The sequence below is a fragment of the Pinisolibacter sp. DMC19 genome, from assembly GCF_056313985.1.
Window position 1 is genome coordinate 75,474 of the sequence record NZ_JBQUZF010000004.1, and the last position, 16,135, is coordinate 91,608.

At 68.1% G+C, this 16,135-nt stretch carries 13 protein-coding genes; 3 read left to right on the top strand and 10 right to left on the bottom strand.

Annotation, left to right across the window (positions count from 1 at the left end; all coding sequences use genetic code 11):
* Positions 1-51 precede the first annotated feature (51 nt).
* Positions 52-1,182: a type III PLP-dependent enzyme gene (locus ACT53U_RS11530; protein WP_476155210.1), complete on the bottom strand. Its 1,131-nt coding sequence runs from the start codon at positions 1,180-1,182 to the stop codon at positions 52-54.
* Between the two features lie 814 nt (positions 1,183-1,996).
* Between ACT53U_RS11530 and ACT53U_RS11535 the strand changes: the two genes are divergently transcribed.
* The 3 genes from ACT53U_RS11535 (at position 1,997) to ACT53U_RS11545 (ending at position 4,700) form a co-directional block, all read left to right on the top strand.
* Entirely contained in the window at positions 1,997-2,905 is a 909-nt protein-coding gene (locus ACT53U_RS11535; RefSeq protein ID WP_476155212.1) for a LysR family transcriptional regulator, read from the top strand.
* Positions 2,906-2,994: 89 nt separating this feature from the next.
* Positions 2,995-3,666 carry a DUF1007 family protein gene (locus ACT53U_RS11540; protein WP_476155214.1) on the top strand — a complete coding sequence of 224 codons (672 nt, stop codon included), beginning with the start codon at positions 2,995-2,997 and terminating at the stop codon, positions 3,664-3,666.
* Positions 3,663-4,700, top strand: a complete 1,038-nt coding sequence (locus tag ACT53U_RS11545) for a nickel/cobalt transporter (RefSeq protein ID WP_476155216.1) — start codon at positions 3,663-3,665, stop codon at positions 4,698-4,700. The genes ACT53U_RS11540 and ACT53U_RS11545 overlap by 4 nt, the downstream gene beginning before the upstream one ends.
* 21 nt (positions 4,701-4,721) lie before the next feature.
* On the opposite strand, the gene ACT53U_RS11550 is transcribed toward ACT53U_RS11545, so the two are convergent.
* From ACT53U_RS11550 to ACT53U_RS11590, 9 genes are all read right to left on the bottom strand, one after another.
* Positions 4,722-5,969, bottom strand: a complete 1,248-nt coding sequence (locus ACT53U_RS11550; protein ID WP_476155217.1) for a phenylacetate--CoA ligase family protein — start codon at positions 5,967-5,969, stop codon at positions 4,722-4,724.
* Positions 5,970-5,982: 13 nt separating this feature from the next.
* Positions 5,983-6,810 (bottom strand): ABC transporter ATP-binding protein, encoded by an 828-nt coding sequence (locus ACT53U_RS11555; protein ID WP_476155219.1) that lies wholly within the window; start codon positions 6,808-6,810, stop codon positions 5,983-5,985.
* 179 nt (positions 6,811-6,989) lie between these two features.
* Positions 6,990-8,318, bottom strand: coding sequence for an ABC transporter substrate-binding protein (locus ACT53U_RS11560; RefSeq protein ID WP_476155221.1), 1,329 nt, complete (start codon positions 8,316-8,318; stop codon positions 6,990-6,992).
* Positions 8,319-8,428: 110 nt separating this feature from the next.
* Positions 8,429-9,505, bottom strand: coding sequence for a branched-chain amino acid ABC transporter permease (locus ACT53U_RS11565; RefSeq protein ID WP_476155223.1), 1,077 nt, complete (start codon positions 9,503-9,505; stop codon positions 8,429-8,431).
* Between the two features lie 15 nt (positions 9,506-9,520).
* Entirely contained in the window at positions 9,521-10,477 is a 957-nt protein-coding gene (locus ACT53U_RS11570; protein WP_476155225.1) for a branched-chain amino acid ABC transporter permease, read from the bottom strand.
* A gap of 13 nt (positions 10,478-10,490) precedes the next feature.
* Positions 10,491-11,285, bottom strand: a complete 795-nt coding sequence (locus tag ACT53U_RS11575; RefSeq protein ID WP_476155227.1) for an ABC transporter ATP-binding protein — start codon at positions 11,283-11,285, stop codon at positions 10,491-10,493.
* A complete protein-coding gene (locus tag ACT53U_RS11580) occupies positions 11,282-13,261 on the bottom strand; it encodes an AMP-binding protein (protein WP_476155229.1) in 1,980 nt (659 codons plus the stop codon). The genes ACT53U_RS11575 and ACT53U_RS11580 overlap by 4 nt, the downstream gene beginning before the upstream one ends.
* A 590-nt stretch (positions 13,262-13,851) precedes the next feature.
* Positions 13,852-15,441 (bottom strand): TRAP transporter large permease, encoded by a 1,590-nt coding sequence (locus ACT53U_RS11585; RefSeq protein WP_476155231.1) that lies wholly within the window; start codon positions 15,439-15,441, stop codon positions 13,852-13,854.
* On the bottom strand, positions 15,438-15,956 hold the full coding sequence (locus tag ACT53U_RS11590; protein ID WP_476155233.1) for a TRAP transporter small permease subunit: 519 nt from the start codon (positions 15,954-15,956) through the stop codon (positions 15,438-15,440). The genes ACT53U_RS11585 and ACT53U_RS11590 overlap by 4 nt, the downstream gene beginning before the upstream one ends.
* Positions 15,957-16,135: the final 179 nt, after the last annotated feature.

The window sequence follows — 16,135 nt, forward strand, 5'->3', positions numbered from 1 at the left end:
GGCCGGTCGGGAACGGATCTGGGGAAGGGGCGGGGAGGAACTCCCCGCCGGTCAGATGACGTAGGACTTCAGCGGCTCGAAGCCGTTGAAGGCGACCGCCGAATAGGTGGTCGTGTAGGCGCCGGTGCCCTCGATCAGGACCTCGTCTCCGATCTCCAGGCTGATCGGGAGCCAATAGGGCTCCTTCTCGTAGAGAACGTCGACCGAATCGCAGGTCGGGCCGGCGAGCACGCAAGGCGCCTTCTCGTCCTCGTCCCGCTCCGTCCGGATCGGGTAGCGGATCGCCTCGTCCATGGTCTCGGCGAGGCCGCCGAACTTGCCGATGTCGAGATAGACCCAACGGACGTCGTCGTCGTCGGACTTCTTCGACACCAGCACGACCTCGGCCTTGATCACGCCGGCGGAACCCACCATGCCGCGACCCGGCTCGATGATGGTCTCCGGCACGTGGTTGCCGAAGTGGGCGAGGATCGAGTCGGAGATCGCCTGGGCATAGGCCTGAACCGCCGGCACGTTCTTGAGGTACCGGGTCGGGAAGCCGCCGCCGAGGTTGACCATCTTCAACGAGATGCCGCGGTCGGCCATTTCGCGGAAGATGCCGGCGGCCGACGCCACCGCGGCGTCCCAGGCCTTGGTGTTGCGCTGCTGCGAGCCGACGTGGAAGGACACGCCGTAGGCCTCGAGGCCGCGGGTGTGGGCGAGCTCGAGCACGCGCGGCGCCATCGCCGGATCGCAGCCGAACTTCTTCGACAGCGGCCACTCGGCGTCGGCACCGTCCGACAGGATGCGGCAGAACACCTTGGAACCCGGGGCGACGCGGGCGATCTTCTCGACCTCGGCCTCGCAGTCCACCGCATAGAGGCGGATGCCCAGCTCGAAGGCGCGGGCGACGTCGCGCTCCTTCTTGATGGTGTTGCCGTAGGAGATGCGGTCGGGCGTCGCGCCGGCGGCGAGCGCCATCTCGATCTCGGCGACCGAGGCGGTGTCGAAGCACGAGCCGAGCTCGGCGAGGAGGGCGAGCACTTCCGGCGCCGGGTTGGCCTTCACCGCATAGAAGACGCGGGTGTCGGGCATCGCCTTGGCGAAGGACGTGTACTTCTCGCGCACGACGTCGAGGTCGACCACCAGGCAGGGACCATCGGGACGTCGGGTGCGGAGAAATTCGCGGATGCGGTCGGTCATGGCGGGATCCTTCCGGGATGCTACCAGCAGTGCCGGGCGAGCCCGGCGGTTCGGTCATCCCCGGCTCGCCTTTCGGCGCTCCGGGCGTTTCCTCCGCGAGAGGGCCCGCGAAGGTCGTCGGGGATGCATGCCGCGCCGCATGACGTCGCTTTGGAGACGACGAAACGCGGGTTGCATGAACCCGATGAGCCGATCGTCCGATCGGCCCGAACCCGCGCGAAACGAGGGGCGCGGCCCTTCCGGTCACGAGACCCGTAGGCTCGATCGCGAATTTTGCTGCCATGGCTTGGAAGGGAAATCCCGTCCGCACGCCGGCAAGGAAGTAGTTGCCTCTTCAGTAACCCCGGCCTTTGGACGAGCCGGCAGAGACCAAAAAAGCCCTCTACGTCGTTGCTTCAAGCCACGTTCCCCGCGTGAGACGCGAGGTGCGCCGGTTCAGATCTCCGGCTGCCGGTTGCCCCGGTAGGGCCCGAGCCTCTTGTCTCGGGTGGTCCACCGACCGGCACGCGGCCACAGGCACGTGCGAATTTGGGCAGCCGGGGTATAGGGTCTTTCGCCCTGCGGTACAAGTGATTTCTCGATGACGGACCGACATTTTCACACCCCGGACAACTCCTTGGCCGGCAAAGCGAATTTCGAGAATTTCGCGACAGCCTCCGAGGGGGTCGGAACGGGCGGTGCGACGTCTCGTCGGTGGCGCTTCTCCCGCGTTCGCGAATGCGCGCCGCGTCGCGGAAAATGCCGGGCGGCGGCTGTATTCTCGGCGACGATCGGCTAGATTCGGCGTCGATCGTTCGACAGACGGAGACGGACCATGGACACGCTCACCCGCATGCAGGCCTTCGTCCAGGTGGTCGATGCCGGCGGTTTCTCGGCGGCGGCGCGCAAGGCGGGCAAGTCCAAGGCGCTTCTCTCCAAATATGTCCGCGACCTCGAGGACGAACTCGGCGTCCGCCTGCTCAATCGCACGACGCGCCAGCTGTCGCCGACCGAGGCCGGCACCGCCTATCACCGCGAGGCGCAGGACATTCTCCAGCGTCTCTCCGACCTCACCGCGTCCGTGCGCGACACGCACACGCAGGCGCGCGGACACTTGAGGATCTCCGCGCCGCGGTCCTACGGCGACGCCGAACTCGGTGCGGCGGTGGTCGAATTCCTCGCCGCCCATCCCGACATCACCGTCGACCTGCGGCTCGACGACCGCTTCGTCGATCTGGTGGAAGAAGGCTTCGACGTGGCGATCCGGATCTCCGAGCCGCTCGATTCGAGCCTGATCGCCCGCCGCCTCGCCGCCTTCCGGGTGGTGACGGTCGCCTCGCCCGGCTGGATCGAACAGTACGGTCGGCCGGAGAAGCCCGAGGACCTGCTCGGCCTGCCGGCGATCTGCGACACCAATGCGCGCAACTGGCACCACTGGCCCTTCACCGTCGACGGCGAACGCATGGTGGTCGCGGTCAATCCGCGGATGAACGTCAACGGGCCGCAGGTGACGGCGGCGGCGGCGATCGCCGGCATCGGCGTCGCGCGGGTGCCGCTCTTCGCGGTGGCGCGGGCGATCGAGGAGGGGCGTCTCGTCGCCCTGCTCGAGGCGTTCGAGATCTCCGGCCTGACGGTCAACGCGGTCTATCCCCACCGCCGCCATCTCTCGGCCAAGGTCCGGGTCTTCGTCGACTTCCTGGTCGGCTGGTTCGAGCGCCGCAAGCGCCGCGATCCCTGCCTGTGATGTCGCGCCGCCTGTCCCGGATGTTGCCGCAATGCGATGATCCTCTCTCGCGAATCGGAGACCCCGCGCGGGGCCGTCCCGGAGGTTCCATGCCGTCTCGTCCGAAGTCGTTTCTCGCTTCCGTCGCGCTCGCCGCGGGCACTCTTCTCGCCGCGGTCGGCGGAGCGGCGGCGCATCCGCACGTCTTCGTCGACGCGCGCACGCAGATCGTCTTCGATGCCGAGGGCAAGATCACCGCGGTACGCCAGATCTGGCGCTTCGACGACGCCTTCTCGGCCTTCGCCTCCCAGGGCCTCGACAAGAACGGCGACGGCGTCCTGTCGGTCGAGGAATTGCAGCCGCTGGCCAAGGTCAACGTCGATTCGCTCAAGGACTACGACTACTTCACCTTCCTGCGGGTCGACGGCAAACGCACCGGGTTCAAGATCCCGACCGAATACTGGCTGCAGTCGAGCGACGGCTACCTGACGCTGTTCTACACGCTGAACCTGATGCAGCCGGTGAAACCGGACGCCAAGGGGGTGACGTTGGACGTGTTCGATCCCGGCTATTTCGTCGATTTCCAGTTCGTCGAGAAGGATCCCGTGGTGCTGGAGAAGGCGCCGGCGACCTGCAAGGCCGCGATCCAGCGCAAGGGTGCGCCGGATGCCGCGACCGCGGCGATCCTCGGTCAGATCCCGGCGAGCGAGCGCGATCTGCCGCCGGAGCTCAAGGCGCTGACCTCCGATCTCGCCAACCGCATCACAGTGCGTTGCCCGTGAGGTCGGGACAGCGCCATCGGGCGGCGATCGTCGCCGGGCTCACGGCGGGCCTCGTCTGCCTCCTCGGCGTGGCGGCGGCCCATGCCCAGGCCGGCCCCTTCGGCGTCGGCGCTCCGGAACTCGGCGCCATGCTCGTGCACGGCACCTTCTTCGACTGGGTGATCCACCAGCAGAACCAGTTCTATCTCTCGCTCAAGGCGGGCCTCAGGGCGATGAAGTCCGACCCGCATGCGGGCCTGTGGATGGCGGCGCTGTCCTTCGGCTACGGCGTCTTCCATGCCGCCGGCCCCGGACACGGCAAGGCGGTGATCACCTCCTATGTGCTCGCCAACGACGAGACGCTGAAGCGCGGCATCATGCTCTCCTTCGTCTCGGCGTTTCTGCAAGGCATGGTGGCGATCGTGCTGGTCGGCGGGGCGATCCGCATCTTCAATCTGACCGCGGTGCAGATGACCGACGCCACGACGGCGCTGGAATACACCTCCGCCTTCGCCGTCCTCGGCCTCGGCCTGTGGCTGGGGTGGACCAAGATCGTCGAGCCGATCCTCAGGGCACGGCGCGCGGCGAAGGCGATGCCGGCCGCGGCCAGCGAGGCCGACGTCGTCGACTGCGCCATCGGCGGCGATCCGGCCGCGGTGGCGGCGGCCTGCCCCTGCGGCGTCGCGCACATGCCCGACCCGTCGCTGATCAAGGGGCCGTTCAACTGGCGCCGCGCCCTCGGGGCGATCGCCGCGGTGGGCATGCGGCCCTGTACCGGCGCGCTGATCGTGCTGGTCTTCGCCCATGCCCAGGGCATGCCGATCGCCGGCATCGCCTCGGTCCTGGCGATGGCGCTCGGCACCGGCTTCACCGTGTCGCTGCTCGCCTCGATCGCCGTCGGCGCGCGCGGTCTCGCGCTCAGGATCGCCGGCGACGAGGGGCCATGGGCGATGCGCGTGCTGCGCTCGGCCGAGGTCGGCGGCGCGCTGATCGTCATCGCCGCCGGCGTCACGCTCGCCGGTGCGGCGCTGTTCGGCCACCCGACCGGCGGGTGAGCCGGTTTCTTCCTCTTCGGATCAGCCGACCGGCCGCTCGTCGGCGATGACCTTGCCGTCGCGTGGCAGGCCGCCGGGGGCGACGCGGGTGACGGCACCCTTGAGCTTTGTCACCGCCTGGAGCGTCGCCGCGACCTTGGCGATGAGGCTCGCCTCCTCGGCCTCGGTCTCGATCCGAAGCTCCATCGCGTCCTGTTCCCTGTCGCGGGTGACGACGAGGCGGGCGAGACGGATCTCGGGGTGGCGCTTGACCACCCGGTCGATGTCCGACGGATCGACGAACATGCCCTTGACCTTGGCCTTCTGGTCGGCGCGGCCCATCCAGCCCTTGATGCGCGGGCCGGTCCGGCCGCAGGGCGAGGGCTCGAGCAGCAGCGCCGAGAGGTCGCCGGTGCCGAGCCGGATCACCGGATGGACGGCGTCCGCGCGGCTGACGACGACCTCGCCGACCTCGCCGGGGGCGACACGGTCCGACGTGCCGGGGCGGACGATCTCCAGCACGATGCGCTCGTCGACCACCATGCCCGGATTGGGCGAGCCGTCGGGCGCGTCGGTCTCGTAGGCGACGAGGCCGACGTCGGCGATGGCGTAGCACTGGCGCACCTTGACGCCGCGGCCTTCCAGCTCGGCGCGCAGGCTCGCCGGCAGGGCGGCGCCGGTGACCAGGGCCACCTCTATGGAATTGGTGTCGCGACCGAGTTCGCGCCCCGCGTCGAGCAGGATCTTGAGGAAGTCCGGCGTGCCGACATAGGCGCGGGGGCGATAGTGCTCGATCAGCTCGAGCTGCGCCTCCTTGTTGCCGGGGCCGGCCGGGATCACCGGACAGCCGAGCGCGCGGGCGCCAGCGTCGAGGATGAAGCCGCCGGGGGTGAGGTGATAGGCGAAGGTGTTGATCACCACGTCGCCCCTGCGGATGCCGGCGGCATGCATGGCGCGCGCCGTGCCCCACCAGTCGGGGCTCGCCCCTTCCGGCTCGAAGACCGGGCCGGGCGAGGTGAAGAGATGGGCGACGCCGTCGAGACCGGCGGGCGTCAGCTCGGCGAAGGGGCGGTTCTCGGACTGCAGCGTCTTCAGCTGGTCCTTGCGCAGCACGGGCACGGCGGCGAGATCGCGCCAGTGGCGCATCGCCGTCGGGTCGACGCTCGAAAAGCGGCGGCGCCACAGGCGCTTGCGGGCGAGCACGGCGATCGCTTGCGACAGCGCCGCCATCTGTTCGCGCTCGCGCACCCGGGGGCCGCGGGTCTCCAGCCGATCGTAGCCACGCGCCATGGGACGCCCCCTCTCATGCCAGCCAGCGCTTGCGCCGCTTGTAGTGTTTGACTTCCTTGAAGCTCTTGCGGCCCGCGGCGGCGACGCCGAGGTAGAACTCCTTGACGTCCTCGTTGGCGGCGAGCGCCGAGGCCTCGCCGTCCATGACGATTCGGCCGCTCTCGAGGATGTAGCCGTAGGTCGCATAGCGCAACGCGACGGCGGTGTTCTGTTCGGCCAGCAGGAAGGACACGCCCTCCTCGACGTTGAGGCGGTGGACGATCTCGAAGATCTCGTCGACGATCTGCGGCGCGAGGCCCATCGAGGGTTCGTCGAGCAGGATCATCGTCGGGCGCGCCATCATCGCGCGGCCGATCGCCACCATCTGCTGCTCGCCGCCGGAGGTGTAGCCGGCCTGGCTCTTGCGGCGCTGGCGCAGGCGGGGAAAGAACGCGTAGACGCGCTCGAGGTCGGCCTTGACCGCGCCACGCCCGTCGGACCGGGTGAAGGCGCCGGTGAGCAGGTTCTCCTCGACGGTCAGATGGCCGAAGCAGTGCCGCCCCTCCATCACCTGGATGCAGCCGCGGCGGACCAGTTCGTTGGGCGAGAGGTCCTGCACCTCCTCACCGCGGAAGACGATCTTGCCCTTGGTGACGTCGCCGCGTTCGGCGTGGAGCAGGTTGGAGACGGCCTTCAGCGTCGTCGTCTTGCCGGCACCGTTGGCACCGAGCAGCGCCACCACGCCGCCCTTCGGCACGGTCAGCGACACGCCCTTCAGCACCAGGGCGACGTGATCGTAGACCACTTCGATGTTGTCGACGCCGAGGAGAGGCGCCTGGTCGGTCGGGGTCGCTTCGGTCATGCGCATCGTCTCGCGGGCATGGCCCCGGAGGGCGGAACGGGAAGTCTCGAGATCGCCGTGGGCGGTTCGCGGGTCAGACGGCCCCGCCCACGGCGACTGCTCGGATCGACCGCGAAGGCCTGATCGAGCTCCGGACGCGCGGCGGCGAGGGGCCGCCGCGCGGTTGTCGGCGACGAGCCTCAACGACCGCCGCAGGCCTCGGTGCGGGCCGGCCAGGGCGCGTTCTTCTCGGCATAGGCCTTGGCGTCGGCGACGAGCGTCGGACGGATCTTGTCCTTCATCGGCTCGATCCAGTCGGAGACCTTCACCCACTTGGCGCCGTCCCACTGCTGGACGAAGACCGGGTTCTCGCCCGAGTGGTCGTCACAGGTGATCTTCACGGGCGCCATGAAGCCCTCGAGGCCCATCTCCTTGATGCGCGCGGCATCGATGTTCAGTGCCTCGAGCCCGGCGCGGACATCGGCCGCGTCGACCTTCTTCTTGCCGGCGATCTTCTGCGCGGTGCGGATCGCTTCGGCGATCAGCATCGAGTTGTAGACGCCGTGGTTGTAGTTGTTCTCGCCGATACGGTCCTCGCCCTTCACCTGCGACAGACCCTTGGCGAAGACGTGCTTCTTGATGTCGGCGATGGCGGGGAAGTTGGCGCCGGTGCCGTTGAAGTTCAGCGTCAGGAAGCCCTTGGCGCCCGCGCCGCCGGCCTTGGCGTCGTCGTCGCCGCCGGCGAACCAGACACCGATGAACTTGTCCATCGGGAAGCCGATCTTGGTGGCCTCCTTGACGGCGGTCGGGTTCATGGCGCCCCAGCCCCAGATGATCATCCAGTCGGGGGCGTCCGACTGCACGTTCAGCCACTGCGAGGCCTGATCCTGCATCTTGTCGCCGGGGACCGGGTACTTCATCAGCTCGAAGCCGTTCTCCTTGGCGAGCGTCTCGAGCAGCGGGATCGGCTCCTTGCCGTAGGGGGCGTCGAGATAGATGTAGCCGACCTTCTTGCCCTTGAGCTTGGCCATGCCGCCGGACTTCTCGGCGATGTACTTGATCGCCACCGAAGCGCCGTCCCAGTAGGTGGCCGGCGGGTTGAAGACCCAGGGGAAGACCTTGCCGTCGGCGGCGGCCGACAGGCCGTAGGCCATCGACAGGACGGGGATCTTGTCGACGCCGGCCTTGGGGATCAGCTGCAGGGTGATGCCGGTCGACCACGGATTGTAGACCAGCGGGCTCTTGCCCTTGGTCGCCTCGTAGCACTCGACGCCCTTCTGCGAGTTGTAGCCGGTCTCGCATTCCTCGATGGCGATCTTGATGCCGCCGATGCCGCCGTCGCGCTGGTTCAGCATCTCGAGGTAGTCGTGCATGCCGTCGGCGATGCCGATGCCGGAGCCGGCATAGGGGCCGGTGCGATAGGTGAGCAGCGGCACGTAGAGGGTGTCCTCGGCGTGCGCCTGGACGGGAGGCAGCACGGCGGCGAGCACCGAGGCCACCGAGAAGGCAAGTCCAAGACGTCCGAACATCGTCGTTTCCTCCACTGTGAGGCCGTCCCGATCTCTCGCCGGGATCGCCCTCGAGGCCTGATCGTTCCCGTCTCCCGCTCGGCCGTGGCGGGGGACGGTCCGGGCGCCCCTCACCAGGGGAAGGGCCAGACCCGGAGCTTCTGCTTGGTCACCGCCCAGAGCCTGGCGAGGCCGTGGGGCTCCACGATGAGGAAGAAGATGATGAGCGCGCCGACGATCATCGAGTTGAGATGCTCGATGGTGGCGGACGGGATCTCGAGGCCGAAGAGACCGGGTGCGAACTTCAGCACCACGGGCAGCGCCCAGATGAAGGCGGCGCCGAGCCAAGCCCCCAGCAGCGAGCCGAGCCCGCCGATGATCACCATGAACAGCACCTGGAACGACAGCGAGATGCCGAAGGACGAGGGCTCGGCGGCGCCCAGCCAGAAGAACACCATCATCGCGCCGGCGACGCCCGCCAGATAGGACGACACCGCGAAGGCCATCAGCTTGGCCGGCAGCAGGCGCACGCCCATCAGCTCGGCGGCGATGTCCATGTCGCGCACCATCGTCCAGGTCCGGCCGATACGGCCGTGAACGAGGTTGGAGGTGACGACGGTGAGGAACACCACCAGCCCCAGCACCACGAAGTAGCGGGTGAGCGGTTCTGCCTCGGGCCCGGTCACCGGTAGGCCGAAGAGGGTGCGGCGCACCGCCTCGATGGCGCCCGACGACGAATAGTCGGTGAGCCAGCCCATCCGCACGAAGCACCATTCGAGGAAGAACTGCGCGGCGAGCGTGGTCACCGCCAGATAGAGCCCCTTGATGCGCAGGGACGGCAGGCCGAAGACCACGCCGATGCCGGCCGAGAAGACGCCCGAAGCGAGGATCCAGACGATGATGTTCACGTCCGGAAAGGCGTTGGCGAGCTTGTAGGCGGCATAGGCGCCGACCCCCATGAAGGCGCCGGTGCCGAGCGAGATCTGTCCCGCATAGCCGGTCAACACGTTGAGGCCGATCGCCGCCAGCGTGAAGACGAGGCCGGGGATCATGATCGACGTCAGCACGAAGTCGTTGGAGACGAGCGGGATCACCACGACGGCGAAGGCCAGCATGACGAGGATGCCGATCCGATCCTGGCGGATCGGAAAGACCGCCATGTCGGCCGCATAGGTGGATTTGAACTGTCCGACCTCACGATAGAGCATGAGCCGATGTCTCCGTCAGACGCGTTCGATGATCTTCTCGCCGAACAGGCCCTGCGGCCGGAACAGCAGGAAGGCGAGGGCGATGAGATAGGCGAGCCAGCTCTCGATGCCGCCGCCGAAGAGACGGCCCCAGTAGATCTCGCCGACCTTCTCGCCGATGCCGATCATCAGGCCGCCGACGATGGCGCCGGGCACCGAGGTGAAGCCGCCGAGGATCAGGACCGGGAGGGCCTTCAGCGCGATGATCTCGAGGTCGAACGACACCTGGGAGCGCGCGCCCCACATGATGCCGGTGACGAGCGCGACGATGCCGGCGGCGAACCACACGATCACCCAGATGCGCTCGAGGCTGATGCCGACCGAGAGCGCCGCCTGATGGTCGTCGGCCACTGCCCTGAGGGCGCGGCCGATCTTGGTCTTGGCGAAGAACACCGCGAGGAAGCCGACCATCAGCATCGCCACGACGGCGGCGGTGATGTCGATCTCCTTCATGATCAGATTGCGCCCGAAGAGGGGGATGCGCAGCACGTCGGTCGGGATGCCGAGCGCCTCGGTGATCATCACCTTGGGCTCGCCGCCGAAGACCATCTCGCCGAGGCCGACGAGGAAGCGCGTCAGGCCGATCGTCGCCATCAGGAGGATGATGTCGGGCTGGTTGACCAGCGGGCGCAGCACCAGCTTCTCGATGCCGATCGCCAGCACCAGCATCACCGCGACGGTGAAGGCCAGCGCGATCCAGGCCGGCATGCCCTTCTCGGCGAGGCCGACCAGCGTCAGGGCGGCGAAGACCACCATGATGCCTTGGGCGAAGTTGAAGACACCCGAGGCCTTGTAGATCAGCACGAAGCCGAGAGCGACGAGGGCATAGAGGATGCCCGAGACGAAGCCTTCCCAGACGACCTGGGTCAGGAAGGTCGGGTTGGTCGCCATCCTCAGGAAGGGGTCGACGAAGATCGAGGCGAGGAGATCCATGGATGCGTTCTCCTCAGTGCGGGCGGCCGAGATAGGCGTCGATGACGGTCGGATCGCTCTGCACCGCGTCGGGGGTGCCGTCGGCGATCTTGCGGCCGTATTCGAGCACCACGACGCGGTCGGAGAGATCCATGACGACGCCCATGTCGTGCTCGATCAACGCGATCGTGGTGCCGAAGGTCTCGCGGATGTCGAGGATGAAGCGGCTCATGTCCTCCTTCTCCTCGAGGTTCATGCCGGCCATCGGCTCGTCGAGCAGCAGCAGCTCCGGCTCCTGCGCCAGCGCGCGGCCGAGCTCGACCCGCTTCTTGAGGCCGTAGGGCAGCTTGCCGACCGGCGTCTTGCGGATGTGCTGGATCTCCAGGAAGTCGATGATCTCCTCGACCTTGCGGCGGTGGTCGATCTCCTCGTTCAGCGCCGGGCCGAAGCGCAGGCACTGCCAGAAGAAGCCGCGCGTCATCTTCAGCGTGCGGCCGGCCATGATGTTGTCGAGCGTCGACAGGCCCTTGAAGAGCGCGACGTTCTGGAAGGTGCGGCCGATGCCGCGGCGCGCCGCCTCGTGCGGCTTGCGCCCCGTGCGGGCCTCGCCGCGATGGACCACGCGGCCGATCTGCGGGTGGTAGAAGCCGTTGATGACGTTCAGCATCGACGTCTTGCCGGCGCCGTTCGGGCCGATGATGGCGCGGATCTCGCCGGCGACGATGTCGAAGGAGACGTCGGTCAAGGCCTTCACGCCGCCGAAGGAGAGCGAGATGTTTTCCACGGCGAGGATCTGGCGACCCTTCTCGATGGGGGTGAGCGCCGTCATTCTGCGGCCTCCTTGGCGGCGGTCGGGTAGATCGGCATGGTCTCGATCGCGACGTCGCCGGTGATCGTGCCCTTGCGGCCGTCTTCGAAGGCGATCTCGGTGACGACGTGCTTGCGCTCGGTGCCGTCCCACAACGCCTCGACGAGGGGCGCGTAGCGATCGGCGATGAAGGAGCGGCGGACCTTCTGGGTGCGGGTCAACTCGCCGTCGTCGGCGTCGAGTTCCTTGTGCAGGATCAGGAAGCGGCGGATCTGGGCGCCGGCCATCATCGGCTCGGCCGCGAGGTCGCGATTGACGCGGTCGACGCAGGCGCGGATGCGCTCGTAGACGCGCGGGTGGCCGGCGAGTTCCTGGTAGCTGGCGTAGGTGACGTCGTTCCTCTCCGCCCAGGCGCCGACCGAGCCGAGGTCGATGTTGACGAAGACGCCGACGCAGTCGCGTCCCTGCCCGAAGGCCACCGCCTCCTTGATGTCGGCGAAGAACTTGAGCTTGTTCTCGATGTATTTCGGCGCGAACAGCGTTCCGTCGGCGAGGCGGCCGACGTCCTTGGCGCGGTCGATGATCTTGAGGTGGCCGGTTCCGTCGACGAAGCCGGCGTCGCCGGAGCGGACCCAGCCGTCGGGCGTCTTGGTCTCGGCGGTGGCGGCGTCGTTCTTGTAGTAACCGACGAAGACGCCGGGGCTCTTGTAGAGCACCTCGCCGGTGTCGGAGATCCTGATCTCGACGTCGGGGGCGGGCACGCCGACGGTGTCGGTGCGGATCTCGGCGTCGGGCTGCATCGTCACGTAGACGGCGGCTTCGGTCTGGCCGTAGAGCTGCTTCAGGTTGATGCCGAGCGAACGGAAATAGCGGAAGATCTCCGGGCCGATCGCCTCGCCGGCGGTATAGGCGACACGGGTGCGCGAGAAGCCGTAGCGGTTCTTCAGCGGGCCGTAGACCAGGAACTCGCCGAGCGCGTAGGTCAGCCGATCCTTCAGCGTGACCGGCTTGCCGTCGAGGATCGCCTCGCCGACCCGATCGGCGACGGCGAGGAAATGCTCGAACATCTTCTGCTTGAGCTTGCCGGCATCCTGCATGCGGACATGGGTGCGGGTGAGCATCGACTCGTAGACGCGCGGCGGGGCGAAGACGTAGGTCGGACCGATCTCGCGGCGGTCGTCGTCGATCGTCTCGGGGCTCTCGGGGCAGGAGACGCAGAAGCCGGCGATCAGCGACTGGGCGTAGGAGAAGATGTGGTCGCCGACCCAGGCAATCGGCAGATAGGCGACGACCTCCTCGGTCTCGTCCAACTTGTCGAAGGCGATGCCGTTCTTCGCCGAGATCAGCACGTTGTCGAAGGAGAGCATCACCCCCTTCGGCTTGCCGGTGGTGCCGGAGGTGTAGAGCATCACCGCGAGATCGCTGCCGCGGCCGAGCGCGATGCCCTCGTGCCAACCGGCGAGAAGCGCGGGCTCCTTTGAGAGTGCCGCCCGGCCGGCGGCCGAGACGTCCTCGAAGGCGTGCAGTCGGCCGCGCTCGTAGTCGCGCAAGCCCCGCGGGTCGTCGTAGATCACGTGGCGCAGCGCCGGCAGGCGGTCGGAGACGGAGAGGACCTTGTCGGTCTGTTCCTGATCCTCGGTGACGGCGAAGGCGACCTCGGCGTGTTCCAGCACATAGGCCATCTCGTCGGCGACGCTGTCCTTGTAGACCGGCACCGGCACGCCACCGAGCGACTGCACGGCGGCGAAGGTCCAATAGAGGCGGGGACGGTTGGCACCGACGATGGCGACCTTGTCGCCGGCGGTGAAGCCCAGCGTACGCAGGCCGAGCGCGAAGTCGCGGACCTCGTCGGCGACGTCGCCCCAGGTCCAGGTCTGCCAGATGCCGAAATCCTTCTCGCGCATCGCCGGACGGTCACGGCGATGCGCGGCATTCCAGAGCATGATCTTGGGAAACGTGTCCCGTTCGCCGGAACGGGTCTCTCCCGCCGTCGCCATGAGCGTCTTCTCCCCTCGTCGTCGAGCCATTCTCATCCGTCACCGGCGGCGCTCGATCGTTCGATTAAATCGGATCAAATCCGAAAATTGCCTCGGATGCAAGTCGTCCCATAGTCGTGGAAGGCGAGAGATCGCTCTTCATCGACGCATGCGGAATGCATGCCGAATGATGCGGTGCGAGATGGCGGACGGCATTCGGGAGGTCGTCGCAGGCGGTTTCGAAGGCGGCGTCGCGGGAAGGCGGAAATGCTGCGGCGCAAGCCGGGTGGTCGGTGGGACGAGATCGCGGCGGCGGCCGGCGGGCGTGGAATTCCGCCGTCGCCGACGATGGTCGCGGGCCTCCGTGCGGACGGGTCGGACGGCGCCGGGCGAATCGCGCGAGGGCGATCCGTCGGCCGGCGATCCGGAAGGCCGGCGGTGGTCCGATCGGGGACCCCGCGGCGATCGTCTCCGGCGCTGTCGGTGTTTTGTGGCGCGGAAGCGAACGCGCGTTCGCCGCGATGCTCGCAAAGGGCATGGCGGCAATGGCGATCGACCGCGATCCGGTCGGGCGAGGGGGATCGCGCCGCCGCGGGAGGCGACGCGCTTCTTCAGTTGGCGCCGTAGAGGACCTTCGGCAGCCAGGTCGCCATCGCCGGCCACTGCCACAGGACCCAGAGCATGACGATCTGGATGCCGACGAAGGGGATGGCGCCGAGATAGATGTGCGAGGTCTTGACCTCCGGCGGGGCGACGCCGCGCAGGAAGAACAGCGCCGCGCCGAAGGGCGGGTGCATGAACGAGGTCTGCAGGTTGACGCTCATCAGCACACCGAGCCACACGGGGCTCATCGGCGTCCCGTCGGGCATCGGCATCTTGAGCAGGATCGGCGCGGCGATCGGCACGACGATGTAGGCGATCTCCAGATAGTCGACGAAGAAGCCGAGCAGGAACATCGCCACCATGACGACGATGATCGCCTGGGCCGAACCGCCGGGCAGCGCCTCGAGGTGGCGCGCCACCATCGCCTCGCCGCCGAGGCCGCGGAAGACCAGGCTGAAGAAGGTGGCGCCGACGACGATGGTGAAGACCATGGTCGTGATCTCGGTGGTGGTGCGCACCACCGGGGTCAGCACGTCCTCGCGCCAGTTGACGACGACGGCGAGCGTCGAACCAGCGGCGAGCACCATCGACAGCACCACGGCGACGGCGATGGCGACGGTCTGGAGCGTCGTCGTGTCGGAACGGCCGAGGCGCATGTCGACGGTCGAGGCGAGCACGAGGAGCAGGCCGAGAGCGATCCAGGTCGCCACGAAGAAGCGGGTGTGGCGCGGCGCGCGGCGCTGGGCGCCGAGCAGCAGCGTACCCATGGCGCCGACGGCGGCGGCTTCGGTCGGGGTGGCGATGCCGAACAGGATCGAGCCGAGCACGCAGAGCACCAGCGCCACGGGCGGCACCAGCGCACCGGCGACCTCGGCCAGGGTGACGCGGCCGAGACCTTCGGGGGCCGGCGGCGAGCTCTTCGGATTCACGATCGCGGTGACGATCTGGTAGACGATGTAGAGGCCCGAGAGCACCAGTCCAGGGATCAGCGCGCCGGCGAAGAGGTCGGAGACCGAGACCGAATCCGGGGCGAAGTTGCCCATCGAGGTCTGGGCGGTCTGATAGGCGTTGGCGAGCACGTCGCCGAGCACCACCAGCACCAGCGACGGCGGGATGATCTGGCCGAGCGTGCCGGCGGCGGCGATCGAGCCGGCGGCGAGCTTGGGATCGTAGCCCCAGCGCAGCATGGTCGGCAGCGACAGCAGGCCCATGGTCACCACGGTGGCGCCGACGATGCCGGTCGAGGCGGCGAGCAGCGCGCCGACCAGCGTCACCGAGATGCCGAGACCGCCGGGGAAGCGGCCGAACAGGCGCCCCATGGTCTCGAGCAGCAGTTCGGCGACCTTCGAGCGCTCCAGCATCACGCCCATGAAGACGAAGAGCGGCACCGACACCAGGACCGGGTTGGTCATGATGCCGAAGATGCGCTGCGGCAGGGCGGAGAGATAGGTCGGGTCGAACAGGCCGAGCGCCCAGCCGAGCGCCGCGAAGGCGATGGCGGTGCCGGAGAGGGTGAAGGCGACGGGATAGCCGGCGAGCAGGACGACGCAGGCGACGACGAACATGCCGACGTCGAGCCATTCGGAAAGCGACATCATCGGGCGATCTCCCCTTCGCGGTCACCGCGCAGCGTGGCGACCGCACGGATCGCACGGGCGAGGCCCTGCAACGCGAGCAGCGCGGCGAAGAGCAGGATCTCGGCCTTGAGCAGATAGAGGAACGGCAGGCCGCCGCTCTCGCGCGAACCCTCGAGGATCTGGAAGGACCGCGACACGTAGGACCAGGAGACGGCCGCGAGCAGCCCGGTCACCGGCCACAGCAGCAGCAGCGTGCCGAGGAGGTCGACGGCGGCGCGGGCGCGGGCGGAGGCCTCGCGATAGTAGATGTCGACACGGACATGGCCGTCGCGCATCAGGGTGAAGCCGGCGGCGGCCATGAAGACCGAGGCGTAGACGTAGGTGATCGCTTCCTGCATCCACACGAAGCCGATGCCAAAGACGTAACGCTGGATCACGACGGCGAACTGCAGCAGCACCAGGGCGAGGATGCCCCAGGCGACGAAGCGGCCGATGCGGCCGTTCAGCGTTTCGATCGCGGCGGCTAGTCTGATCATGGTGCTCCCCGAGGCTGGGCGCGGCTCTCCCGGCGCCCTTCATAGACAGGTGAGTCGTCCGGGTCGAGCATTCCCGGCAAGGGAGCCATGCGACGAAGGGATGCGATCTGGTCGTTTCCTGCATGGCGTGGCATATCTGCCGAACGACCGCTCGAGAGGCGGGCTCCGACCGGCGGCAC